Origin of the sequence: Sedimentisphaera cyanobacteriorum (assembly GCF_001997385.1) — a bacterium.
GTDB lineage: Bacteria > Planctomycetota > Phycisphaerae > Sedimentisphaerales > Sedimentisphaeraceae > Sedimentisphaera > Sedimentisphaera cyanobacteriorum.
Genome location: NZ_CP019633.1, coordinates 2,057,998 through 2,081,475, shown reverse-complemented (window position 1 = coordinate 2,081,475; position 23,478 = coordinate 2,057,998). Strand labels below are relative to the sequence as shown.

General features: G+C 46.6%; 25 protein-coding genes. 3 read left to right on the top strand and 22 right to left on the bottom strand.

Annotated features, from left to right (window positions below):
- Positions 1-308 precede the first annotated feature (308 nt).
- The 22 genes from L21SP3_RS08465 to L21SP3_RS12010 form a co-directional block, all read right to left on the bottom strand.
- On the bottom strand, positions 309-2,855 hold the full coding sequence (locus L21SP3_RS08465) for a GIY-YIG nuclease family protein (RefSeq protein WP_077540568.1): 2,547 nt from the start codon (positions 2,853-2,855) through the stop codon (positions 309-311).
- Positions 2,848-4,416: an Eco57I restriction-modification methylase domain-containing protein gene (locus L21SP3_RS08460; protein WP_077540567.1), complete on the bottom strand. Its 1,569-nt coding sequence runs from the start codon at positions 4,414-4,416 to the stop codon at positions 2,848-2,850. The genes L21SP3_RS08465 and L21SP3_RS08460 overlap by 8 nt, the downstream gene beginning before the upstream one ends.
- The gene (locus L21SP3_RS08455; RefSeq protein WP_077541907.1) at positions 4,400-5,056 is read right to left on the bottom strand and encodes a DNA methyltransferase; all 657 of its coding nucleotides are present in this window, start codon (positions 5,054-5,056) and stop codon (positions 4,400-4,402) included. The genes L21SP3_RS08460 and L21SP3_RS08455 overlap by 17 nt, the downstream gene beginning before the upstream one ends.
- 404 nt (positions 5,057-5,460) lie before the next feature.
- On the bottom strand, positions 5,461-6,075 hold the full coding sequence (locus tag L21SP3_RS08450) for a 3'-5' exonuclease (RefSeq protein WP_077540565.1): 615 nt from the start codon (positions 6,073-6,075) through the stop codon (positions 5,461-5,463).
- A gap of 28 nt (positions 6,076-6,103) precedes the next feature.
- On the bottom strand, positions 6,104-6,952 hold the full coding sequence (locus L21SP3_RS08445; RefSeq protein ID WP_077540563.1) for an SGNH/GDSL hydrolase family protein: 849 nt from the start codon (positions 6,950-6,952) through the stop codon (positions 6,104-6,106).
- Positions 6,953-7,013: 61 nt separating this feature from the next.
- Positions 7,014-7,466 carry a hypothetical protein gene (locus L21SP3_RS08440; RefSeq protein ID WP_077540561.1) on the bottom strand — a complete coding sequence of 151 codons (453 nt, stop codon included), beginning with the start codon at positions 7,464-7,466 and terminating at the stop codon, positions 7,014-7,016.
- Positions 7,467-8,006: 540 nt separating this feature from the next.
- Positions 8,007-8,765, bottom strand: coding sequence for an energy-coupling factor transporter transmembrane component T family protein (locus tag L21SP3_RS08430; RefSeq protein ID WP_161488156.1), 759 nt, complete (start codon positions 8,763-8,765; stop codon positions 8,007-8,009).
- On the bottom strand, positions 8,762-10,753 hold the full coding sequence (locus L21SP3_RS08425) for a radical SAM protein (RefSeq protein ID WP_077540555.1): 1,992 nt from the start codon (positions 10,751-10,753) through the stop codon (positions 8,762-8,764). The genes L21SP3_RS08430 and L21SP3_RS08425 overlap by 4 nt, the downstream gene beginning before the upstream one ends.
- Positions 10,754-11,011: 258 nt before the next feature.
- Positions 11,012-11,905, bottom strand: coding sequence for a ChaN family lipoprotein (locus L21SP3_RS08420; RefSeq protein WP_161488155.1), 894 nt, complete (start codon positions 11,903-11,905; stop codon positions 11,012-11,014).
- A gap of 59 nt (positions 11,906-11,964) precedes the next feature.
- Positions 11,965-12,765, bottom strand: coding sequence for a DUF1559 family PulG-like putative transporter (locus tag L21SP3_RS08415; RefSeq protein WP_077540551.1), 801 nt, complete (start codon positions 12,763-12,765; stop codon positions 11,965-11,967).
- 14 nt (positions 12,766-12,779) lie between these two features.
- Entirely contained in the window at positions 12,780-14,267 is a 1,488-nt protein-coding gene (locus tag L21SP3_RS08410) for a hypothetical protein (RefSeq protein WP_077540549.1), read from the bottom strand.
- 77 nt (positions 14,268-14,344) lie between these two features.
- On the bottom strand, positions 14,345-15,067 hold the full coding sequence (locus tag L21SP3_RS08405; protein WP_077540547.1) for a PEP-CTERM sorting domain-containing protein: 723 nt from the start codon (positions 15,065-15,067) through the stop codon (positions 14,345-14,347).
- A gap of 229 nt (positions 15,068-15,296) precedes the next feature.
- Positions 15,297-15,482: a hemin uptake protein HemP gene (gene hemP / locus L21SP3_RS08400; protein ID WP_118084535.1), complete on the bottom strand. Its 186-nt coding sequence runs from the start codon at positions 15,480-15,482 to the stop codon at positions 15,297-15,299.
- A gap of 1 nt (position 15,483) precedes the next feature.
- Positions 15,484-15,726, bottom strand: coding sequence for a hypothetical protein (locus L21SP3_RS11845; RefSeq protein ID WP_118084533.1), 243 nt, complete (start codon positions 15,724-15,726; stop codon positions 15,484-15,486).
- Between the two features lie 38 nt (positions 15,727-15,764).
- Complete coding sequence (locus tag L21SP3_RS08395; RefSeq protein WP_077540543.1) at positions 15,765-16,430, bottom strand: hypothetical protein; 666 nt, start codon at positions 16,428-16,430, stop codon at positions 15,765-15,767.
- A 38-nt stretch (positions 16,431-16,468) separates the two neighbouring features.
- Positions 16,469-17,422 (bottom strand): dockerin type I domain-containing protein, encoded by a 954-nt coding sequence (locus tag L21SP3_RS08390; protein ID WP_077540541.1) that lies wholly within the window; start codon positions 17,420-17,422, stop codon positions 16,469-16,471.
- Positions 17,423-17,437: 15 nt separating this feature from the next.
- Positions 17,438-18,175: a type II secretion system protein gene (locus tag L21SP3_RS08385; protein WP_077540540.1), complete on the bottom strand. Its 738-nt coding sequence runs from the start codon at positions 18,173-18,175 to the stop codon at positions 17,438-17,440.
- 68 nt (positions 18,176-18,243) lie between these two features.
- Positions 18,244-18,885: a PEP-CTERM sorting domain-containing protein gene (locus L21SP3_RS08380; RefSeq protein WP_077540538.1), complete on the bottom strand. Its 642-nt coding sequence runs from the start codon at positions 18,883-18,885 to the stop codon at positions 18,244-18,246.
- 136 nt (positions 18,886-19,021) lie between these two features.
- Positions 19,022-19,549, bottom strand: a complete 528-nt coding sequence (locus L21SP3_RS08375; RefSeq protein ID WP_227806755.1) for a DUF2023 family protein — start codon at positions 19,547-19,549, stop codon at positions 19,022-19,024.
- Positions 19,513-20,025: a flavodoxin gene (locus L21SP3_RS08370; protein ID WP_077540537.1), complete on the bottom strand. Its 513-nt coding sequence runs from the start codon at positions 20,023-20,025 to the stop codon at positions 19,513-19,515. The genes L21SP3_RS08375 and L21SP3_RS08370 overlap by 37 nt, the downstream gene beginning before the upstream one ends.
- 179 nt (positions 20,026-20,204) lie before the next feature.
- Positions 20,205-20,810, bottom strand: coding sequence for a metal-dependent transcriptional regulator (locus L21SP3_RS08360; RefSeq protein ID WP_161488154.1), 606 nt, complete (start codon positions 20,808-20,810; stop codon positions 20,205-20,207).
- A complete protein-coding gene (locus tag L21SP3_RS12010) occupies positions 20,797-20,991 on the bottom strand; it encodes a hypothetical protein (protein WP_077540531.1) in 195 nt (64 codons plus the stop codon). Before L21SP3_RS12010 ends, L21SP3_RS08360 begins: the two co-directional genes overlap by 14 nt.
- Before the next feature lie 69 nt (positions 20,992-21,060).
- On the opposite strand from L21SP3_RS12010, the gene L21SP3_RS08350 reads away from it, so the two are divergent.
- The 3 genes from L21SP3_RS08350 (at position 21,061) to L21SP3_RS08340 (ending at position 23,464) form a co-directional block, all read left to right on the top strand.
- Positions 21,061-21,492: a Fur family transcriptional regulator gene (locus tag L21SP3_RS08350; RefSeq protein ID WP_077540529.1), complete on the top strand. Its 432-nt coding sequence runs from the start codon at positions 21,061-21,063 to the stop codon at positions 21,490-21,492.
- 383 nt (positions 21,493-21,875) lie between these two features.
- On the top strand, positions 21,876-22,709 hold the full coding sequence (locus L21SP3_RS08345) for a PEP-CTERM sorting domain-containing protein (RefSeq protein ID WP_077540528.1): 834 nt from the start codon (positions 21,876-21,878) through the stop codon (positions 22,707-22,709).
- The gene (locus L21SP3_RS08340) at positions 22,697-23,464 is read left to right on the top strand and encodes a prepilin-type N-terminal cleavage/methylation domain-containing protein (protein WP_077540526.1); all 768 of its coding nucleotides are present in this window, start codon (positions 22,697-22,699) and stop codon (positions 23,462-23,464) included. The genes L21SP3_RS08345 and L21SP3_RS08340 overlap by 13 nt, the downstream gene beginning before the upstream one ends.
- Positions 23,465-23,478 lie beyond the last annotated feature (14 nt).

The window sequence follows — 23,478 nt, the reverse complement described above, 5'->3', positions numbered from 1 at the left end:
GGCTGTCCGGGAGCCCGATAAATCGGGACTGCTTCCCAGACACCTTTTCTTATTTTCAATTCTTCCGGCCAGTTGAACACGGTGGTAACGGGGGGCCGCTTTTTAATTATCCCATCCAACTCGCAGCGGGCAAACGTGTATTAAAAGATGGCTATTGGTTTTTGGACTTTGCCGTCAAGAACGCGCCGCAATAGCGGTTTACCGTAAAGGCGGCATAGAAATTGACCTGCCTTGAAGGTTATCCATGTTCCCTTTCTATCCAACGCCCAGCATCAGCGGCGCGCAGCGTCGTCCGGTGCAGCGCCTTGTTAGCCCATTCTTTGAAATTCATATCCGGCACCTGCCTGTACGTTCTCGAAAACCTTCAGTGCATCCTTGGGAGTGAGGACTGTATCGTAGAGGCCGATGTCTTCTCCCTCGTGCCGGTTGATGCCGGTATAACTCAGACTGGCGTCTTCGTAACGCTTGAACTTGTAGACGGCGTCGTTCATCAGGGCGCTGTTGAAGACGCCGAGGCTCACCAGCAACTCGAAATCCTTCACACTCAGGCCCGTCACCTTCTTGAACAAGCCCGGCTCCAGTTGGGTGATCACGTCCTTCAGGCAGCGCTCCCGATAGTCGGTCAGATACATGAAGATCGGAACGCGCGTGGCGAACTTGATGAGCTTCTCCTGTATCTGCTTGCGCTTGCTCTTGAATTCCTTCTCTTCCTCGGTCAGTTCCTTCTTCTCTTCCTTCGTCATGTCCTCGTCGTTCTTTTCCTTACGCGCCTTCTTCACGGCTTCCGACTTGTTGATGATCGTCTCGATGTCCTGATTGAGGTTGCGGAATCCCTCGATGCTCATCAGCGCCTTCATCGCCGCTTCGTCCGCCATCAACCGCTTCAGCGTGTCGTTGTCCACATTCACCAGCAGCGCGCTTTCCCAGCGCCGCGCCAGCAGCGTCGCCGTCGTCCCGCTCATCGCCATGTCGAGAATCCCCGCCGCGTCGATCTGCTTCATCGAACTGCCGTCATAGGCCAGCACCGGGAGGAAGCTGATGAACTCCTCGACCTTCTTCTCGGGGTTGGCCTCGTCCACATTCAAGCGGCAACTGTAATCGGCGATCTGCCGCAAGGCACGGTCCGGCGCAAAGTCGAAGACGTAACACTCCTCCTTGATGATCTGCTCGCGGTTCGGCGCGTCGCCGTCGGGGTTCGCCACCGTCCAGGGCGATTGCACCCGAAAGGCCGCCTGAAAGTAGGTCTCCGGCGTGGAAGCGTTGCGCAGCATGAAGATGCCCGTCCAGGGCCGCACCGTCACGCCGGTCGTCAACTTCCCGCATGACAAGGTGATGGTCTTCGATTCCAGCGGGTCTTCCATGGCGTCCAGCACCGGCGGCAGCGCGGCGACGCCGATTCCGGCGGCGCTCCCCGCCGCCACGAGGATCTTATAGTCCTGATAGAAGCGATTCTGCTTCTTCGCCAGCAGGTTGCGCATGGCATGACACGCCGCCACGCTCGGCAGGAACCAAAAGGTATGCGATAGGAGATTCAGCAGCCGCGCATCGGAATACGGCATCGGCGGCTTCTTCGTCCCCAGCTTCAGGTTGTCCACCGTCGCCGCCTGAAACGCGCCGCGGATCAGGTCGAGCCACTTCTGCACTTCGTCCTCATACTTGAACTTCGCGTGTTCGCCCACCCCCTCGGCGGAAAAGAACACGTTCAGGTCGAACTCGTCGAACTCGCCCTGCATGGCGATTTCCCGGATCGCGTCGGGCAGCTGATAGGTCATGAGCACCATGCGCGGCAGGCAGGCGTAGGGGTTGTTCTCGCCCTCCCAGTCCCGCTTGGCGCGCTGCTCGTCCGAATAGGTCCAGTTGAAGATTTGCTCCTCGATGAACTCGCCCGAGGCGATGGCGCGGAACGGCGTGCCCGACAGATACAGGTAGTGCTCCGTCGTGATCGGCATGATCTCTTCGTCAAAGTCTTCCAGCCCCTCGCCCTCGGCGAAGGCCATCTCCTTCTTGTCCTCTGCCTCGAACAGTTCCTTGGCGTTCTCGCGCCAGGCGCCGTAGTGGTATTCGTCGAAGATCACGCAATCCCAGTTCGTCGCGTGAACCCATTCGTTCTTGGTCTTGATGCCGCCCGTGCTCTTGTTCTTGCCCAGGTAGTCCTGAAACGAGCCGAAGCAGACGAAGGGCTTCCCCTTGTCTGCCTCCTCATAGGTCAGGCCGCCGGGCTTGATGAACTGCCAACCCGCGAAAGCGACGTGCTGCTTCAGGTCCTCTTCCCACGCGCTCTGCACCGCCGGCTTGAAGGTCAGCACCAGCACCTTGCGCCAGTTCATCCGCTTCGCCAGTTGATAGGCGGCGAAGGTCTTGCCGAAGCGCATCTTGGCGTTCCACAGGAAATGCGGCGGCTTGTCGCCGTTGGCCTTGTCCCTGCGCCAGGCGGCGAAGTAGGCCGCCGTCTTCTCGACCGCCGCTTCCTGCTCGGGGCGCAGGGCGAAATCCAGCGACCGGTTCTCCTCGTTCAGTTGGCCGGTGCGCACGGCGATGATCGCCGCCTTGACCTGCTCCACCGTGCAGCGGAACCACTCGCCGCCCTCGTTCTTCACGCCGTTGATCCGCAACATGCCGTGGACGTGATGATCGGTGAAGGTGGTCCCGTCGTTGCGCATGGCCGGTTCTTCGAGCACGATTCGGTAGGGCGGCTTGCCGGGCCGCAGCGTCGGATACTGCTGCGCCACGCGGCTCTGCGCGTCCACAGTCGTATAGCCCACCTTGAGCAGCCCGGCGTATTGCGGGTTGGTGTCCTCGTAGGCGTAGATCGTGGGCCGCGATTTCGGGCGCGGCGGGAAAAAGCCGTCACTCATCGTCCGCCTCCCCGTCTGACGCATCTGCCTGTGCGTCGCACGCAGACAGGTCCTCCCCGTTCGCCTCCATCGGGCGGACCATCGATTCAATGAAGGCGATTTCGTCTGCGGTCAGGCCGTACTTCTTGTAGAGCTTTTCGTCGGTCCAATGCCTTGAGAAGTCTTGTATTGGAACCAACGTGAATACTCCACGAGGCGAGTCTTGTGTATTCTTCTTCAGGAGAACAAGAAAGCGAAAGAAGCGAGTTCTAATGTACGACAATACAGCCTGTGCAGTTTTCTTCGAAGCATATGGCCCAATCACCAAGTATGTCTCAGTGCAACAACTACCAGGTTCGCCCAAGAACGGCTTATTAAGAATTTGGTGCGGGAAATCTTCCCCAGCACCATATGCACGGGTCAGATAGATCTTCCATCTGTTGATCCACTCAGTCCGCTCGGGGATATTTACTCGCTCAATGTAGCCGAATTGCTTGTTGGCGTATATCTTGACTGCCGCTTCGAATCGGTGCTTCTTGAACTGTCGGAAATCAGTAGGTAGTCCAAAAGGCTTTCTTGCGCTAACTTCTTTGTCGAAGGTAGCCTCTGAATGTCTGCGCACCTTGTTTAGAATCGGAATAGCCTCGTTGTATCGAATAAAATCAGAAATGCCCGATTCGAGCAATGGTCGGATAGAACATGTGCTCACCCCTCCGCGTATTGTAGTTACCGAACAAGGACCTGTATAGTCCCTTACCCAGAGGAAGTAACACACTCCCCCTTTGATAGAAACTCCGGGGAAGCATTCCGCTGATACTGGGTAGTCGACAAGGTGTTGCATTCGCTTATCTTGAAGCATCTCTGCCCTAAATTCGTCCAGCCCCTTCCCGCCTGAAAACCAGCGGCTTGGAACGATCATCGTCAAATAACGAGGGTTAAGTTTCTTCGCTTGCTGGATGAACCGATGGTATAGAGGCATGGCGCTGGCGGCAGCGCCCCCGTCGCTCAACTGGTAGGGCGGGTTGCCGATGATGACGTCGAATTTCATATTGAATATCTCCTCCGGTTTTTCGGTGTGGATGAACTCGTAGGCGTGGGTTTCGAGTTCTTCTCCGCGCTTATAGTTTTCCTCGTTCGCCCCGCAGAAGACGCAGCGGCCGTTCACCCAGGTATGCTCCACGCGCCCGAAGCGGATGTTGCCCTCGGGGGCGTCGAAGGTCTCGCAGACGGAATACTTGCCGTTGGCCGTCTTGGAGCAATAGACCGAGCGGCGCGAGAGCAGCGCCGTCAGTTCCGTGATGGCCAGGCCGTAGAGCTGGTGCTTGAAGATGTGGTTCATCCGCTCCTGCCGGTTGGGGATGCGCCGCTCCAGCCCGGCGTCGAGCCGCTTGGCGATCTCGCGCAGGAACACGCCCGACTTGCAGCCCGGATCGAGAAAGGTCGCCTGCGGGTCGCTCCAGAGTTCCGGCGGCAGCAGGTCGAGCATCCGGTTGACCAGCCCCGGCGGCGTGAAGACCTCGTCGCTCGACAGGTTGGCGATGCAGGTCAGCACGTCGGGGTTGTAGTTATTGCTTGTCAGCATCGGCCACCTCCAGGAAATGCGCCAGCGGGTATTCCTTCTCCGGCGTGGGGATGAACACATCCTCGCCCAGGTCGGAGAACAGCGGCAGTCCCCGTATATGCTCATGTTCCAGCAGACCGTGAAAGGTGAAGTCGCGGCGTTTGAGGAAACTGCCGTTGACCGGCGACCATTCGGAAAAGACGATGTAGCCCGGTTGCTCGCCGACCGTCTTGAGGGTCAGCGCGTCGCCGTGAACGATGTTGCGTTCGAGGATGAAGCGGACCGTTTCGCGGCATTGGTCGTTCGTCTTGCTTGAGAAGAGCCGCAGGTAGTTCCGGTCGAAGATGCCGAACAGCCGCTGTCGGCACTGCTCGATGTTATCTTCAAGAATATCGATGCCGTAGATACTGGAGACGGCGAGCACCGCGTTGCGCTCGTATTCCAGTTGGCTCTTGGCATAGCGCTTCTCCACGACGCGCAGCTTCCGTTCGAGAATCTCCGCCAGAAAGTTGCCCGCCCCGCAGGCCGGTTCCAGAAAGCGGGAATCGATTCGCTCGGTCTCCTGCTTGACCAGATCCAGCATGGCATTGACCTCCCGCTTACCGGTCAAAACCTCGCCATGATCGGCTACCCTCTGCTTTGATTTGACTTGTTCTTCCATCGGCATAATCTGCCATTTCCCATATCGGCTGTCCGGCTGCGCCGCCGGGCAAAACAAGTCGTATTATAGCCGGATATTATCCCGCTGCAAGGGTTTTTTTGACGGCATTTTGATTCGTTCCCAAACGCCCCGGATTGCGTCCGGAGCCCGATAAATCGGGACTGCTTCCCAGACACCTTTTCTTATTTTCAATTCTTCCGGCCAGTTGAACACGGTGGTAACAGATGGGCCGCTTTTTAATTATCCCATCCAGCTCGTAGCCGGCCAGCGTGTATTAAAAGAGGGCTATCGGTTTTTGGACTTTGCCGTAGAGAACACGCCGCAATAGCGGTTTACAGTAAAGGCGGCATAAAAATTGACCTGCATTAGGTAGGAAAAAAGCACCGGACACCTTTAATTTGTGTCTATGTTGCACTTCGCAGTTTGGCAGCGGCTGCCGTATAAACGACCATCGCACGTTTGCAGTCACCAAGGGCGCGATGGGTATCATCTGAAGACAACCTCCCATCTTTTGCAAGATCACTGAGACGGTAGCTCTTCCTGCCGGGCCATGCGCGACGAGCCATTTTCAGGGCACACGAAACACGGTTATTGGCAAGTGCACCAACCTGAGTTTTACTAATTGCGGCATTCAGAAAAGCCATATCAAATTCAGCATTGAAGGACACGAGTGGTAGATCACTTACGAATTCAATGAATTGGGGGAGAGCTGTCTCTAAAAAATCACCGTCTTTCTCTACCATATCTTGGGTAATGCCGGTAATTCCAGTGATCTTTTTTGGAATCTTCTTAGTGGGCCGGACCAACGCTTGAAATGTATCGTGCTTACCAGAGTCTCGATTCACTCGGATTGCTCCGATTTCAATGATTTCGTGAGTATCTGGCTTTAAGCCGGTAGTTTCAAGATCAAAAACCACGAAGCGTTCTGGCAGGATTGTGAGGTCTGGCCGGCTTATTTTTCGCTTTACCCATACATAAATGACTGCGGCTACAATTATCGCTATGACGAACCAAGCCATACTTTCCTCCGAATGCTAACGCTTGCCATCACCGGCGGAAATGAAGCGCAGCGGAATTCCCGTCCGAGTGCATGGCTTTGTTATGCCATTCAGTTATGCTATCGGCTATCAGTTTACCCAATTTCGAGTATCCATCGTGATTTAGATGTGATGAATTTGCGTAGAGATCTTTGCTGGCATTGTAGTCATTAGCGATTGACGAGAATCTAACAAGAAAAACTTTGTCATCGATACCTGATGCTTGAAGTTCTTCTTGAAGTGCCTTTCTATATTCTCTTATCACATCCACCTTGCCACCATCAAACAGCCAAAGGTAAATTGACCGTTTCACCCACGACAGCAAACCAACTGATGGAGTATCTTCTATTCCATATTCTGGAACTTCGACAATTACAGGTTTTATTCCACGAGCTAATGCTGCCTGAACGATGAGAAGCATATGATGAGAGTAAAATGCCTTTCCAATGTGCCCAGCAGAATCGTTTACCCCAGCAACAACTACCAAGTAATCCAAATCATCATCCATGAACAGAGCATTGCTTGAGTTTTTGTTTCCACTTTCTAAGAAGAGGTTTCGATATATTTGCCGACTCTTTGCCCCTGGATGACCCGAGCTAAGAACTACTGTCTCGAATCCAGATTCGGCGACCGTTGATTCAATTGCGTAGTCCAGTTTCTGACGTGCAACCCAGCTGTCCCCAATAACGCCGATTTTTAGTTGTCCGGACAGTCCACTTGATGTTGCTCGTGCAGGGATTTCTGAAAGACTATCAAGCGACGTATCTTTGTGGATGTAGACGGCACAGATAATAAGTCCAATCAAACCAGTAGCAACGACTAACAATAAGGCTTTCTTTAACAGCTTAGTATTCCGCATCATGTTTCCTTGATGGCATAACAATAGTTATATGGTTTCTTCATAACACCTTCGGGCTGCGTCATTTGATATCTAAACCGAGTTCTACTGTAAAGGAACCGATGTTATTGTTGGTGCGCGAGTCTCGTAAAAGGATTGGCGTATACGGGGTCAAACCATCGAAGTAGTACGCATACACAACAGAAACAAACGACTGCTTATCTTTGAAATCGAGCGTGTAAAACGCTGGTTTGACAACTATTGTCGCGCCGGAAGATCTTGGGATGATGTCGCCGAAGATGCCCTCCCTTTGAAGTCTCTCAATGAGATTAAGGCGATCGGCCTGCATCTTCTCAGATTTGTCGATCTTTGGAGTCTTTGGAACCCTAGCAGATGAAGTTGCGTGGTTGCCGTTGGAGTCAGTGCTTGTGCCGGAGTGGTATACCGACATGAAGATTGAAATGATGATGGGGATTATGACGAAGCCGATGACAAAAAATCTAGCGAGAGATGAAATAATATCCCTGCTTTGCATCGGCCTGCCGCAGTGAGGGCAGATTTTCGCAGTGCTACTAACGGAGTTGCCACAATCCTTACATTTCCTCAGAGGCATATTTCCCCCGGTAAGGCCCAACAATGATTGGACAGACTCCTCTTATTCGGATAATTAAAAGGCGGTCGATACATTTTTACCTGCATTTGCTTATTAATCGCCCCCGGCTACGCCGCCGGGCAAAACAAGTCGTATTATAGCCGGATATTGTCCGGCGTCAAGGGTTTTAACGGCATTTTGATTCGTTGCAAAACGCCCCGGATTGCGTCCGGAACGCCCCGAAAGCGTTTTGGAACATTCCAAAAGCATTCTGGAACGCCCCGGAAAGCGTTTGGGGAGTCTGGAACGCCGTCCGGGACACTCCGAATGCCGTTCGGGAAGCCGCGAAAAGCGTCCGGGAGCATCCGAAAACGTTTCTAAAGGCTTTTACTTTTGATTTCGATTCCGTCCGCAAACAGGGTCAGCCATCCTTATGGCCTGTGCGAAAGGCCGGAATTATTTACTTTTAAAAGAGCGAATTATTTATGCAGCGGCCCTTACATATAATGACGCTGCGGTTAAAACAGCCGCCAGAGCCAGCAGGATGCTCAGGGCGCAATAGTCGTTTTTCCTGAATTTTGCAGGCTTTAGAAACTGTCTTTGGTTCGGGCGAGCAAGCCCCCGTGTCTCAGCAACGGCGGCCAGTTCATCTGCCATTTTCAGGCTTCGGATTGTCACCAGTGATATATAGCTCTGGCCGATCAAATGAGGCTGGGTAATCAGGTCACGCTTTCGATGAGCCAAGCGTCGAAGCCGCATGGAATCGTGAATGACCAGGGATTCATTGAGCAGTGTCGGTATAAACCGAACCGCAATTGTCAGCGGCAGGATAATAATATTGGGGATTCTCCAGGCTTCAAGTGCGATAGTCATATCACGCAATTTAGTGGTCACAGCAAACCATAATCCGGTGGTTGCCAGTGCAGTTCCTCTGAAAACCATTCCAACAAACATGGCTTTGGGGTCTTCCATCGGCTTGTCCAGGGCATATTGGAATATCACCATAAAAATAACCCAAAAAATGGCCGCCAATACAGTTGTAAAGAGAAACAATTTCATCAGCTTCGAATAAAAGGCGAGAAAACCGGCAGCTATGAACAGGCCTGCAGAGAAAACGCTGTTGCCTATAATGATCATTATGGTAACAGCAAAAAGGATGATCAGTTTACATCTTGGATCAAGCTGTTCGAAAATACAATCCGGATTTCGCTGTCCCAGTCGCTGGATGAATGAGCGTATCATGCCATCACTCCCGCTTTTGAGATCTTTGCCGTTAGTTTTATACCGGCTAATCCTCCGACAATCGCACCTATTGCAGAAGCGATGATTGAAAGCACGACCAGATACCATACAAATTGCACCTGTGTCATCTCAGTGATGAATGCATACAGCTTGCTGAATGTTGTCTGAGAAGTTCGATAGATAACTAAAGCAATGATCAACGGAACCGTTTTCCCAATCCCGCCAAGCCATTTGGCGGTCAGGTCGCCTAAAACACCGCCGATCACCAGCCCAAACCCCATCAGAATACTGCCGGACAACAGCATCGTTACCAGAGAATATACCGCTGTCATAATGCTAAGTGCCCCGGCTTTGGGGACTTTTTTTATGGCGACAAACAAAATGATACAGGAGGCAAACGCCATTACAAACTGCATCAGGCCGGGGATCAGAGCAATCCCAGTCATATGTAAAACCATCGCAGCTATAAATTGGACAACAACCACCAGCGCAGTCATAACACCCAGAACAGAAATGTCTTTTAATGAAAAGCCCCGCATGGAGTGACCTTGTTTTTTGCTGCCGTATTTTAATGCATGAGGATGCGGCTTTTTGCCGCTTGTTTGCGCAAATGACATTACAGAACTGCTTGCGGCACTTTCATTTTTGCCCATATCCGCAAAATCGGCTGCAATGTTATAACACCAGCACCAGCCATCATCGGTTAATCGGTACTGCTGTCCATCTTTTTCAAGCAATCCATTTTCAAGGTACTGATCAATCTTATCTTGCAAAAGAGTCTTGGGTTCCAACGTACCATCCTGCCAAACAGTTTCAACATTTAGAAAACCACGCTGAAGCTGCCCGGTAACCGACCTTAGCATTCTGGATTTCGACGGCAGCAGAACAGAAGCCATATATCCGGACTTGCCTCCAGAGATTTGCATCTGATACATCTGCTTATCCATGGCGTTCATAAGAACAAGCGGGCCAAGATAGCCGCCGGCACTGCTGCCGATGGGCAGACAGTCTCCATCATCCAGACGGATATTCGCATAGAGATTTCGATCTGTTGGCTTGACAAAATGAGTGCACGTGTCCTGCTGGTAGCCAGCATCGATCAGGAACTTCTTTGTTGCTTTACATTGTTCCAGCTCGATAGAAATATCTGGTAATGGAGGAATTTTGCCCTCTTTTAGCCGTTTTTCTAAAGGTGTTCCGCCCATGGCAATCAAAGGATACAAAGATACACCATCCAGGTTTAACTCGACCGCGCATTCAAGATCAGCCTGGAATTCCTGAAGATTTTGACCCGGCAGGCGATAAAGAATGTCAGAAGAAATGGTTTTGATTCCGGCCTTTCTCGCCATTTCGATGGTGCTGTAAATCGTTTCCTTATCAGAGAGCCTTCCCAGCTGCCGCCGCATATCAGAATTAAATGTCTGCACGCCAAGGCTGATGCGTGTTACGCCAGACTGGACCATTGCATCAAGTTTTTCCTGAGTAAGGTCATGTACCGTTGACTCAATGGTGATCTCTGCCGTTTCGTCAAGTCCAAGTGTTTTGCGAGCAGTATTCAGCAGTTCCGACATAGCTTCAGCAGGTAATAGTGACGGTGTCCCGCCCCCCAGATACAGTGCCTCAAATCCGCCTTGAGAAATGTAACCAGAACCCTTATACCATTGTAATTCCTGTATAACCAGTTGGGCATAATCAGCGGCCATCGCAGCAGTGCCGGGCTTTCTCATGAAATTACAGAACGTACAAAGTGTACCGCAAAACGGAATATGAATGTAAGCTGTTCGCCTGTTCATTTCACTGCTGCCGTTTTTAATGATATTCAGCCGGTATTCTTTTTCATTGCCGGTTGGTGATACCCGGCTCCAGCCGTAAGTATCCATGTGGCTGCGAAAACGTGAGTCAAAAGGAAATTCACAGGGTTTCTCCGTTTGATACTGCTTTTGTCCATTACTATTGGAAAAATTGATTGTTTCAGTTTTTGCATTCATTTTGCAGTCCTTTCGGCCTTTTTCTCTTTGACTTGAGACTGCACGGCAATTGCTACGGTTTCACGGCATTGACAGACTTTGCATTTTCCATCACAGTTACAATTAGAATTTTCACATTTTGGTTTCATTTTATTTCCATTTTAAATAAAAATTCACTAAATCGTCTGCACCAGCAAGCCTAAACTCGCTGGTGTAAACATAACACTTTCGAGTCCCCCCATTTAATATAGAAATAGGCTTTTTATTTTAATTTGATTCTTAGTACTTATCCAATTGTCCATCAAGGTTTACAACATGTAGATAATCCGCTACAGGTGTTTCAAAACATTTCAATTGTTGATGAGAAGTTTTAACATCTCTACTCATTGCTTGCATGCTTTTAGATAATTCCACATCTCCGCTCCCGCTTAAAACAACAATTCTATCTTTTAAATTCGGCAACCTTCGCTTCAATCGAGATGGAATTCCCGAACCATGAATCAAATGGCCACTGCCGCACAAGACAACAGCTATGCTATTTTGCTTTTCTGAAGATTTGATTGCCTTATAAAGACTTTCTGCCATCATTTCATCTCTGCAAACCTGGGCGGTAAACATTCTATCCAGCATGTCAGGATTGTTTTTTACATGTGCCATTACCATCATTGTGTTATTCATATGTTGACGATAAGATTCATTACTGGTGTCAATTTCAACAGGCAACTCATTCCTTTCCTCGTTAGTCAAAGAATCCATTCCTTTTCGAGCCACCTTCCTGACTATTTCCTGACGGGCATTGAGTCCGACTACTTCACCGCCTGCATCATGTACTGCCTTTACAATATCACAATAATCAAGGTAGTTACTCCATCGTGATGGCCAATCAGTTTGTTCGGTTAACTGATCAAGTGTGATTTCGCTACGATTATATTTTTCAATTATTGGCTGCTGAAAAGCTTCGAATTGTTCAAGGCCAAGGATAATATGCTTATCTTTTAAAATCAGCTCTGTAATAATTTTTTGCTGAATATCATGGTGGCGTTTTAGTGTATGTCTCTCACCAAGATAAACAATATCGACCTGCGATAAATCTGTTACCAATTCATCATAAGCAATAGGTTCGCCTATGTAGGCATCTACCCAAAAACCATAACGGCCAACATTAGTATTCATTGTATGGCATCCAGTCAAAAATATAAGTAAGCTTAAACAACATTTTATAAGGAAATTCATTAGTAACCTGGCCCCCACAGCGTTCTCTTTTCAATTGAATCCGGCAACGAAAGTTCGGGCCAGAATATCCCTCCCTGAGACGAAACCGAGAACGGCGCGGGCCATGGATCGGCTTTTTTGCCACTTATGGATTCGACATGGCCATCGATGAACATCAGATTCATTTTGCCACTATGATAAAAACCACTTGTATTTCGATGATGTCCCTCCGATGGTAAAGTATATGGTCGGACATGGGGGTTTTTCATGTCGTAAACCTGACCATAATAGCTGGTTTCCATCATCAGCATCACACTTGATGGGTTTCTGAGCTGGGTGTATTTATATCCGCCGGCAGGCCCGATCCTGATTTCCGGTGACCCGCCAGACCATCCGGAACCGGCCTGGGCTTCTTCATAATATCCATTCAATGCGTAACTTGTGTACTCCTGACCATGCGGGGCGTAATGTAAAGGGTATGGATCATGGTCGGAAGGACAAAACCAAAGCTCTGCCGGTCTTTCAAATGTCTGTGATTTGTTCTGGTCACCCTGGATATAAGGCAAAAGTGCCCATATCCATGGGTTATTGGCTCCCATTATTTTCGATGCGACCGGAATTTTGTCTTCGTTTGACATTCCATACATGTTGAACGCAAGAGATATCTGTCGCATATTAGAAGCACAGGATATTTGCTTTGCTGCTTCTCTGGCCCTGCGCAAAGCAGGCAAAAGAAATGCTATCAACAAACTGATAATAGAAATAACTACCAGAAGTTCTATAAGGGTAAAGCCATTTTGTTTTTCAGTAGAATATTGCATATGTTAGTCCTGCGTTAGTTATCCTGTTGTAAGTATCTAAACAAACTTGTATGCAGCCATGATTCCGAAAATAGGGCCAAGTCCTCAATTCCCACAAAACCGCTATCAGTAAGATCGTAAAACAAAGGTGGTTCTGTTTGCGTCCATTCCAATGCAAAAACAGCAAAATCACAAAAATTAATGATCCCATCAAAATTGTAGTCATTAATATGTCGAACTGGACCTTGCGGTACTGCTGTATTCAAAGCAGTCGTAACCGAAAAAGAGGCGAGGTAGGGCTCCTGACCCGAAATAATAAACTCCACTTCTATTTCTCCGGGGTTGTCAATAAGTTCATATGCCCTTGTGCTGCGGTACCAACTGTGATCCCCTGCAGTACCGACTAATACATCAAAGCCGTTTTCGAGGAATATCTCTTGGCCGGATATAACATTAACATCAACAACACCTCTGTCAAACCAGTCATACTGCACCAATACGGTTAATGAACCTTGCTCTTCTCCGGTTGGTACGAAAGCCGAAAGCGTATGTTGATCGTACGATCCGCCTGCGCCCCGATAAACCCCGCCATAGACTCCCCCGACCCAGTCCGGATGTGCGCTGCCATCGGGGCTGTCAGCAAATGGGTGCCATGTTAAAAAAGGATTAATGATTTCTGAACCGGCAAATTCTTCTTCCTGCTCCCACTCAATATAGGGCTGACCAAAACTGTTTTCCATATAGCCGTCCGCAGTTGCTCCTTGCTCCAGCCGACCAGCCTCGCCTGAAAGGGTCCAGAATTGGGTAGAGAAACCTGAATTGACGCTCCATTCAGGAAGCCACGGCAAATCTAATGGGTCTTCGGATTCTATAATGAACAGAGCCGGCCGCGCAGCATTTGGCATACTTTGGGCTCGAGATGACCAGAAACCTGCATGCTCATTATCATTGGGATCCAACGCTCCTGCATCATCTCTTCCGGTAATAGCCAGTCCCAGATTCTCATATCCCTCAGAGCCGGCAGTATTTTGATAAAGAATCCAGTTGTTTACAATGTCAGTAATGTCCCAGTAACAAACTCCATCTTGAAAGACCATAACACTATCAACCGAGTCAAGAATATGATCGTTAAATACATAAAAATCTCGGGGAGATGTTGTCCCGTCAAGCATTTCTGAAATATCCCTGTCCACAGGATGAACGGAAACCAAAACTGGACGAGAGGTCTCGCCCATTGTGCCTCCAGCCCCTGAACCCAGCCTAAGCCATGCCTGAGAGACCTCTTCCTGGGGGACTGAATCTGTGTCGAATTTCAAAAAAAGCAATGTTTCAAAACTTTCCGGCCCGGATCCCATGTCCATCCACTCGTATGCATTCGAGGTAAGCAAATAAGTCCTGTCTGGAACAACCATTGTTGACATAGGTGTATAGAAATCCAGCTCAGGGTTTAGTTGGAAACCGTTCGATACACCGGTTAAGCAGCCGCATAGCAAAACTGTAATTATGATATATCTTTTGTTCATTTTTTTGGTTTTCCTTTCTTTAAAGATATCAGGCCCTGCCCAACAGGGCCGGATATCAAAATCAACAATTATCTATTTTATTTCCGTTTTCTACGGAACAATAGCCCGCCAAGGCCAAACAAAGCTACTGTTGCCGGCTCAGGAACTACTGTTGTGCTTAGGTATGGAGCATCACCATCAGGATGTCCTATGCTTGAAAATTTTCCTGCTCCCGAAAGAACCATACCGTAGTTGTCTCCTGTAATCCAGCCATTGTAGATATCTGTAATGTCCACGCTAAAGACACCGGGACTTAAAATTGAGGCTGTTATTTCAGGAATCGCAACAACATTGTTATTTTTGAAATTCTCCATAACCGCAGTGTCGATTGTAATGCCGGCCACATCTGCGTTTACTGAATGAATGGAAAAATCAACCGGATTTTCTGGCGTTGGTTCAACATATCCCATTCCGTCTCCGGGTAGTTGGTTCAATACCAGAAATGCCGAATCGACAGGTGCTGTTGCGGTTACATCAAATTTCATCCATGCATAACCCCACATCTCAGGACCATACATTCCGCCATCGAGCGGCTGCAAAAGGACATAATCTCTATCACCTGGCTCTTGGCTAATATGCCCCAGTGGGCTGCCTTGGACACTTCCGCCCATGGCGGTGTAACCTGTTCGCTCCAAATCGCCAAGACTGGCATTCGCACCTGAAACAAGACTCAAAGCTGCAACTGCCGCAACCAACAACGTTAAATTTCTTTTTACATTTTTCATGTGAATTTCTCCAATTCTTTCTTCTTCGTTTTTCATTTAATAAATTTTCATTTCTGCTCCGAAACCATTTCGAGGCTTTATACAAAAACTCCTTTCAACTTCTTCAATCCGTTTACTTTTTAAGCCTATGCCATATCACCAACCTCCTTTCCTCGAAGACTTGCATAAAAAAAGAGCAATAGATGCATGAGGTAAATGCTTCTATTGCTCCCTGGCTGGCTTTTGGATTGCTTGCTGGGTTGCAAGTTATGTCTAATATTGTTAATTATTTATTCATTATCAATTTTCCGTTCCGGGTTATTCTAATTCGGTATAGCTCACCTTCATGGTGTATTTGTATTTCATTGTGGCTTCCGAAAAGCTGCGACGATTCATAAACCTTTGGTTTGCAATCATTCCCATCTGCCTTAGACACTAAATCAAGTACTTGTTTTTTTTCAGAATCCTTCATTTTAATTATCACCTGAAAATCGCTTAAACCGCTTTGCCAGATCATCAGCATTGATATTGCCGTTTAACTTGTTCCCTTCGGCCCCTTCGACATCGCTAAAAAGATGCATAAGCTCTGCCGGCATAGTCAGACATATCTCATAGAAAACCGTGCCGTGGATACATTTTCTTTGCGCCAAAAGAAAAATGAAATCACCTTTTCTCTTGACCTTGATGTCGTTCACAAAAAAAGATGCTTGTGCCATTATTTGCCTTTCTTTAATACTAAACTCGAATCGATCTACTATTGGCCGGCATCGCTGTCATTATTGATAACCTCAAAACACTTGTCAGGCTCAACAGATAAAATATTCAGCAATGCCTGTTGTTTTAATTTGCTCAACTCCGGGTTGCCGCAGGTCGCCCCCTGGTTCTTGAGTTCAAAAAATTCCTCAGGTATTATTCCCGGACGAAGACCGAACACAAGTGATTTGTCCTCGGATATTTTCCTGGCCGTAAACGTGAAACTTTTCAAATCCATCGGCTGGGGTTCACCTTCGAATCTCATCTCCTTGCCCGTATATAAACTCATCATGTCCCATACGCCATCCATTGGTCCTGTTACACTAATCTCAAAGTCAGATGCCTGCGGGACGCTTTGGCCGAAAAGCTCATCAACAGCATAACGAATAGCCTGGTATCCGGTTAAAACTCCCATACAGAGATGGTGATCATTTGATGGGTGCGAATCTTCGGCTTGAGAATGAGAATGTTCATGGTTTTCGTGAAAGGCCATTGCCTGATTGACAGAGATGGATAAAACCTCATTGTCGTCATGTTGAACCTGCAAGGGCTTTATTTGGCCGAGAAGACTATTTATTTCTGTAGATTTATTCTCAGCTTTTTCACATCCCTGTAAAAAAGAAAAACTACCTACCACTATGGCTAAAATTAATATATATTTTCGCATTACCTATATTCCAAAAAAAATTATAAATAACCTTTAGTTTACCAATTTACAATACAGTTCAAATCTTCAGGATTATTGCAGCATAAATAGTTTTCGATCATGGTCGCCAAATCCAAAATATCTACTTTGCAATCCTGATTAATATCCGCGGCCAAGCCCATACCAGCCTGCCAAACTCCGTGGCAAGTTGAAGGTATCGAATTTGGATCATCAAAAAGCGATGCGTCAAAGTCGGGATCATTAGGATCATTGCACTTTTGCCATTGATTCGCAAGCATTGCGAAATCCTTGAGGTTAACATAACAATCCTTATTGATATCGCCCGCTAACGACCATCCAAACAAACCAACCTCATTGCAATCGCCGGGCAGATCGATATAAGCGGTGCTGAATGAATCAAAAAACATTCCGGATTGCGGCTCGGTCACTTCTCTGAAAACTCGGATAAAATGAACATCTGCCGTGAATAAGCCGTCAAAGTCAAAATACGCATCATAAAGCTCACCGCCTATACCGGGAATTTGGTTTAAGTGCCCCTCGATGGTACCAATTTGGGTAAAATCATTGCCATCAGTACTGGCCCAGACAGAAGCTTTCGCTATAGGGCCGCAAAACAGCCTTATAACAAGGTCCGCACCTTCAATATCCTTAATTCCTGCATGAAACTGAACGATAATTTCCTGATTCGCGTGTAAAAGCGATCCTGTCCGCCAGCCTGCGACATAATCGCGGTCGCCCAGGGCAAAGTCATGGGCGTACATATCGCCGTTTCCATCGGCATCGCTGGGACCAAGTACCCACCATGTTGTGGCAGGGGTATTGGGATCCATGAAATGTGCTCCGGGGCCGCCGCAATAACCATCCGCCCAGCTTTGAATCTTATCCGTATGGCTTACAACCTCGTCCGCCCAATTTATTCCTTCAATATACCGAGCCTGTACTGCCTGGCTAAAGGCCAAAATAGCTAATAATATGTAATATTTATTTTTCATAATTCCTTGTTACCCTTATTTTTTCTTTGCATACCAAAATGTACCGAATCTCCTTTCATCAAACCTGGTGCAGAAAGGAATATCCTCTTCTTTGAGGGATTCGATATGCTGGTCGAGAAATATTGCGTTAACTTTACCTCTATGTCTAAATTCAAAATTCGATTTGGGACAACCGTCATATAAGACAGTTCCCGGAGTCTGCATTGTTCCATTGCCGTCGCAAAACATCATTGCCTCACTTGGTCTTCTGTATTCGGATTCATGACGATATTCCATGGCAACAAGAGCTTTCCCCGAAACACCAAGTGTTCCGTTGGCCATATAACTCAATGAATACTCTCGCTCTTGGGCCGGGTAATCCGGCGGGCTGTCTCGCGTCATATCGGGGTGCCTGTGGGTCGGACAGGTCAGAACAGAACGCTCTTTACCTGGACCGATTAGTTCACCGTCCTCATCTTTGAGAACCTCAAGACCCATATTCTTGAGCAATACAGAGTTCATAAACCAGTGCTGACTCTTTTGGCCGTAACTTCCCGGGTAAGGGTCGGCAGAGGGCATTTTGCCTTCATAATCATCAAGATACACTCTGAGGGCAAATCCAATATTTTTTAAGTTGGATTTACAGACAACACATCTTCCCTGTTCTCTGGCAACAGATAATACAGGCATAAGTATCCCCGTAAGCAGCCCTATAATACTTATAACGACTAACAGTTCAACTAAAGTAAACGCGTTGTTAACCTTTTTTGTCATCTTATCAAGCCTTAGCAATCAGAATACAGGCCGTTTAAACGGCCTGTATCCTGATATATTAAATCAACCTACTTCCGCCTTCTTACAAAAGCAGCGCCTAATCCCAAAATCAACATAGTTGCCGGTTCCGGAACGGATGCAAACGAATCAAAGAACATGCCTGTCTGCGGGCCTGCAACATCTCTGTGCACCTTGACATAGTAGGCGTCACCTGAAAACAAACCCGAAAAATCAAATGCAGCATCATACAAATAACCTGGAGTACCCGGTATTTGTCCTGATTCGCCTGTTATAGTGCCAATAGAGGTCCAGCTTGAATTATCCTCACTTACCGAAACGGATGCCTGGGCATTTGGGCCGCCATACAACCTGATAACAAGATCGTCACCGGCAATATCCTCAAGGGCCGTATTAAAACCCACAATGATTTCCTGATTAGCTGCGACACTTCGCCAGCCAGCAACGTAATCCGGCTCTCCAGTATCCCATGCGTACATATTTCCATTCAGATCTACATCTGATTGACCCAGAACCCAGAATTCGGTTGTACTGTCCATAAGCGTGCCGCCATAATTTTGAATTTGGCTGGTGTAGCTTACAACACTATCCGCCCAGTTCTGTCCATTGATGAAAGCTGCCTGACTGGAAGCACCACTAAAAGCAACCGCTGCGATTGCCAATAACATTAAAGTTCTTTTTACATTTTTCATTTGAGTTTTCTCCAATTCTTTTTTGTTTACTTAATTCTTTTCTTCATCCTGGTCCGAAACCATTTCGAAGCTTTTACCTAAACACTCCTTTTTAACTTCTGCACTCCTTTTACTTTTATAAGCTTATGCCATACGATCAACCTCCTTTCAAACCTTGTGCAACCGGCTGGCTTACAGCTTGCGTAGATGCAGGAATTTTTTTGGATTCATTGTTATGATTTATCACCCTTTTTTCATTTCGGGTTTGTTTTAGCCTGAGATATCTTTCACACTGTTGGCAGCGGTCATATCCAAGCATAATGCCCAAAATAAAATCTTCTTCCGCTGTATACCTGGAGAGACATAATTTGCCGATTCTTCTTACGATTTCCAGACAGTCGGTATTGCCGAAAAACACATTGATGCGTTTTTTTCCAAGCGGATAAATAAGGTATTCGATATTATGATGTTCCAGTTTGCAAATAATGCCATATCCTATATCCCTGTAGCAGGTGTGCAGAACGAGATTGCGCAGGCCTTTCTTGTATTCATAAAAATGGTGAAGGAATACTTCCATGCCGCCCGATATACGTCGTTTTTCAAGGTCAGGCGATACCGATGCAAACTTAGATGTTTCATTTAAAGCTATCATATCCTCAGCTCCTCTTTCAATTGTATAACCCATTGCTTAATGCGGTCTGCTGTCATATCAGACTGATTATCATTATCAAGAGCAAGTCCAACAAATTGCCCGTCAACCAAAGCCTTCGAGTCGTCGTATGAATATCCTTCTGTTGAAGTCATTCCAACGATTTGTGCCCCTCTGCCTTTGACGATTTCATACAGCATCCCCATCGCATCGACAAAAGTGTCAGCGTAGCCGTACTGATCTCCCAATCCAAAAAACGCCACTTTTTTACCCTTAAAATCAATGCGTCCCAGATTACTTTCAAACCCCGCCCAGTCGTCTTGAGGTTCGCCATATCCCCAGGTCGAAGTGCCAAATATAAGTATTTCATACTTTGCAATGTCTTCAGTTTTTGTATTTTCAATTCCGAATAATTCTACGGTTGCCGATGACCCGAATTCATCTTTAATCATCTTAGCCGCATTTTCAGTATTGCCTGTTGTACTGCCAAAAAATAATCCTATCTTGGTCATTATTTAAATCCTTTCATTAATTTTTTTCATAACCTGCATGGCCATCTCCGATTTTGATTGCCACTAATTTCGTATAACCATTGTATTTAACAAAAACAAACTTCCGGCGGTTATTGCCGTTAATCCTGCAACCGCAATTGCCGCGATATACGAATTGTCCGGGAGTTTGAACAATCTGTTTAATTGCATGCAAAACCATTTCCAGTGTAATCCAATTTGCTTCCGTTTGGAATATCCAACAGGGTTGTTTGTGTCGTTGAATTGGACATTTTTTCTCTTTCCTTTTCTAAGTGATCAATGCTTTTTCCTAAGCAAACTTGACACTGCTCAATTTCACAGGGCTGAATTTTATTGAAATAACCGTGGAACTTTTCGATCATATCGCTGCCGCATCGGGGACAGGCCTGGATAAATTCCGTGAATGAGGTCAGGCGTTTAATAAGCCTTTCCGGAATAACATGTTCGATTTTACAAGCCCCTTCTTCAGCAACCTTCGGGTCGGCACCAAGAATTCCCACAAAAAAGTCCTTCAGTATTTCATGCTTTCGGATGATTTCTTTGGCCTGCTCAAGCCCCTTAGAGGTCAGGGTAATAACCTCATAGGGCTGATAATTAATATGATCTGTCTTGGAAAGGGCTTTCAGGGCAACCGTGACGGAACCTGCTTTAACGCCCAGATATTTGGCAATATCCTTAGCGCGAACGGCCCCCTTGTCTGAAATGATATTGAATATCGCTTCCAGATAGTCTTCCAAACTCGCACTTAATTGTTCAGTCTGAGTCATTTTTGCCTTTCTGAAAATAAGGAGCATTTAATATAATAAGGCCAGCCTTATTTGTCAAGAAAAATTTATTTACTTTTATTTTTGCCGTTGAAATAACATAAGTTCTTTCTATAAAAGGAATTAAGTAAATATCAGTGCGTTGCAAAGAAAAAATATTTTTTTGATAATCAGTTTTTGACAATAATTTTATGTCCTGTTATAATTGCAACAATGTTGCAGTTTTGGCTTATAGTTACAGGAAAGAATATAAATGAATTACCCTGAAAAAATACTGAAAGATCATGGATTCAATTGCACCCAAATGCAAATTGCGACTCTAAAAGTTCTTATTCAAGCGGATCACCCTGTTTCCAGAGGCGATATTTTGGATTCTTTAGAGGACAGGAGTCCCGATAAAACTACCGTTTATAGAATCCTTGAAAGGTTTTGCGAAAAGGGGATAGTTCATAAAGCCTATGTCGATAAGAAAGCATGGGAATATGAACTGGCCGATAAATGTACCGACCGCCAGTGTCATCCGCATTTCAAATGCACTAATTGCGGCAAAGTCACTTGCTTATTTGATGTTCATGCACCATTAGTGCAGGGCCTGGGAGAAGAATTCATTTTTCAGCGTCAAATGACAATGATCGAAGGTATCGGACCTGAATGTTCGAAAGGTTTTTTTAAGACATGCGGGTAAAACTGAAACAATCTTTTTCATTTATAATATTGGCAATATTCATTGCTAATATTTCAGGTGCACTGTTTTTGTGGCACATTGCCATAGAAGGAGGTTGCGAGCATCATGATTGCGACAATTGTCCAATCTGTCAGAATACATTTATCAATTCTTCCAAGATTATAAACGCACCTCCGGCAACGACTTTTTCGATCAATACAATTGAACAGAAAATTGAATATCATAATGATATTCCTCTAACATTTCTATGCACACCTAATCTCATACCTCGAGCACCGCCCGTTTAATTCTTCGTATTAATTTGAATCAAAAATTTCTGTTTTCATAGAGTATGTCTGTGCACATATTCTACGAACTAATCTTCGATAATAGGAGAATAAGCGATGAATCTTAAGATCATTATTACGCTAATTATGTTATGTGTTTTTGTCAATATAAGTTACGCTGAATGTACATTAGCTCATACTCACATCGGAGTCAATCCGACCTGGAGACCTGACTGGTCTGATCCGGGAAATCCAAGCAAGGCTACAGATTCGGACTTAACCGATAACGATAAACTCTGGTTCTTCTCACTGCCGCCGGTTCACGATGCAGCTACACCCGGCTGGCCGAACTGGGAACAGGCAAATGGCGATGTATTTTTGCAGTTAGTACCTGTTTTAGAAAGCGGCAGTCCGATCATGAAAGGTGATGCCTCAGGGAAACAGCTTTGGACATGTCAATTCATGTATAGCAAGTCTAACGGCTATGGTGATCCGTCAGGCACGCAACATCTTGACGGCTGGCATTCCGCTCATGGCCCGCAGGGAAAATGGAATCTTGAAAGTGTTGATCAGAGCACAACCCCCCAGTGGGATATTTACCTCAAACGCGAAGGGACATCTGTAGTTTCGGATGATTTCTTTATGCTTTTACCGAATGACACACCTGTTTTAATCGCTGACGCAGATACTTATCAGTTGGACAAGGCATGGTTGTCAGATAAAAATGCATGGGGAATTCATGAGCATATGAGTTTTAATTTCTGGCTTACGCCTGATATTGGCCAGGAAGTTACAGCAACATTTTCAGCTTATGATGCAAGTGGTATGTACACAGCATCAGATAATTTTGAAATGGCCTTTGTAACAGTTCCAGAACCTGCTTCTTTATTGCTCATAGGCTTGGGCGCAATCCCTCTTTTGAGAAATAGAGAGAAAAAATGCAACGCGTAAATAAGTTCAGTTTTAGCCGGGGCAGCGAGAACTGCCTCGGCTATAATTCAATCGCTGGCCAATCCAGAGGGTTTACTTTGATTGAGCTTTTGGTGGTGATTGCAATTATTGCTATGCTGCTTAGCATTTTAATGCCTGCTTTAAATAAAGCAAGACAGCAGGCTAAAAGGCTTATATGCACCAGCAATATGCGGCAAGTTGGGATTGCGGTACAGGCTTATATTATCGACAGCGAAAACCGTCTGCCCCCCAGTTCGTGCCATATTAGTAACCCGGATCAGTATTGGCTTAGGGTTCTTTCGAGATATACAGGTGAACAATTGTTGTTCCACTGTCCCAGTGATAAATCCAAAAACTTTGTAGATTGGGACAGGCCTCTAAACGAGCAGCAGGATAAACGTTATTCCAGTTTTGCGGTTAATGCTCTCTTAGACCCTGTCTGTTTCAGATATGGCGGCTCTACGAACCGTTATAATCGTGTCGATTCGATCCGAAAACCCATGTACTGTATTTGGATCAGCGAAGCACCGGATACTGAAAATTTTCTATTGGCCGACCACATACATCCGGAATCATGGGAAGGCTCTGTCGAGTATGCAAAAAAGTTTATCGCATGGGACCGCCACATGGGAAAATCAAACTACCTTTTTGCAGATGGACATGTTGAAACACTGGAATTTGAAGATACTTACCAATGGCCCGGTAAATGTTATTGGTATCCTGAATCAGCTCCGACGTGGCCGGAGAATCCATAACCTAAAACTCCTAA

Bases quoted from the DNA above. Each gene is read 5' to 3' on its own strand.
- L21SP3_RS08465 (WP_077540568.1), bottom strand. From the start codon at position 2,855: ATGAGTGACGGCTTTTTCCCGCCGCGCCCGAAATCGCGGCCCACGATC.
- L21SP3_RS08460 (WP_077540567.1), bottom strand. From the start codon at position 4,416: ATGCTGACAAGCAATAACTACAACCCCGACGTGCTGACCTGCATCGCC.
- L21SP3_RS08455 (WP_077541907.1), bottom strand. From the start codon at position 5,056: ATGGAAGAACAAGTCAAATCAAAGCAGAGGGTAGCCGATCATGGCGAG.
- L21SP3_RS08450 (WP_077540565.1), bottom strand. From the start codon at position 6,075: ATGGCTTGGTTCGTCATAGCGATAATTGTAGCCGCAGTCATTTATGTA.
- L21SP3_RS08445 (WP_077540563.1), bottom strand. From the start codon at position 6,952: ATGCGGAATACTAAGCTGTTAAAGAAAGCCTTATTGTTAGTCGTTGCT.
- L21SP3_RS08440 (WP_077540561.1), bottom strand. From the start codon at position 7,466: ATGCAAAGCAGGGATATTATTTCATCTCTCGCTAGATTTTTTGTCATC.
- L21SP3_RS08430 (WP_161488156.1), bottom strand. From the start codon at position 8,765: ATGATACGCTCATTCATCCAGCGACTGGGACAGCGAAATCCGGATTGT.
- L21SP3_RS08425 (WP_077540555.1), bottom strand. From the start codon at position 10,753: ATGAATGCAAAAACTGAAACAATCAATTTTTCCAATAGTAATGGACAA.
- L21SP3_RS08420 (WP_161488155.1), bottom strand. From the start codon at position 11,905: ATGAATACTAATGTTGGCCGTTATGGTTTTTGGGTAGATGCCTACATA.
- L21SP3_RS08415 (WP_077540551.1), bottom strand. From the start codon at position 12,765: ATGCAATATTCTACTGAAAAACAAAATGGCTTTACCCTTATAGAACTT.
- L21SP3_RS08410 (WP_077540549.1), bottom strand. From the start codon at position 14,267: ATGAACAAAAGATATATCATAATTACAGTTTTGCTATGCGGCTGCTTA.
- L21SP3_RS08405 (WP_077540547.1), bottom strand. From the start codon at position 15,067: ATGAAAAACGAAGAAGAAAGAATTGGAGAAATTCACATGAAAAATGTA.
- hemP (WP_118084535.1), bottom strand. From the start codon at position 15,482: ATGAAGGATTCTGAAAAAAAACAAGTACTTGATTTAGTGTCTAAGGCA.
- L21SP3_RS11845 (WP_118084533.1), bottom strand. From the start codon at position 15,726: ATGGCACAAGCATCTTTTTTTGTGAACGACATCAAGGTCAAGAGAAAA.
- L21SP3_RS08395 (WP_077540543.1), bottom strand. From the start codon at position 16,430: ATGCGAAAATATATATTAATTTTAGCCATAGTGGTAGGTAGTTTTTCT.
- L21SP3_RS08390 (WP_077540541.1), bottom strand. From the start codon at position 17,422: ATGAAAAATAAATATTACATATTATTAGCTATTTTGGCCTTTAGCCAG.
- L21SP3_RS08385 (WP_077540540.1), bottom strand. From the start codon at position 18,175: ATGACAAAAAAGGTTAACAACGCGTTTACTTTAGTTGAACTGTTAGTC.
- L21SP3_RS08380 (WP_077540538.1), bottom strand. From the start codon at position 18,885: ATGAAAAATGTAAAAAGAACTTTAATGTTATTGGCAATCGCAGCGGTT.
- L21SP3_RS08375 (WP_227806755.1), bottom strand. From the start codon at position 19,549: ATGGGTTATACAATTGAAAGAGGAGCTGAGGATATGATAGCTTTAAAT.
- L21SP3_RS08370 (WP_077540537.1), bottom strand. From the start codon at position 20,025: ATGACCAAGATAGGATTATTTTTTGGCAGTACAACAGGCAATACTGAA.
- L21SP3_RS08360 (WP_161488154.1), bottom strand. From the start codon at position 20,810: ATGACTCAGACTGAACAATTAAGTGCGAGTTTGGAAGACTATCTGGAA.
- L21SP3_RS08350 (WP_077540529.1), top strand. From the start codon at position 21,061: ATGAATTACCCTGAAAAAATACTGAAAGATCATGGATTCAATTGCACC.
- L21SP3_RS08345 (WP_077540528.1), top strand. From the start codon at position 21,876: ATGAATCTTAAGATCATTATTACGCTAATTATGTTATGTGTTTTTGTC.
- L21SP3_RS08340 (WP_077540526.1), top strand. From the start codon at position 22,697: ATGCAACGCGTAAATAAGTTCAGTTTTAGCCGGGGCAGCGAGAACTGC.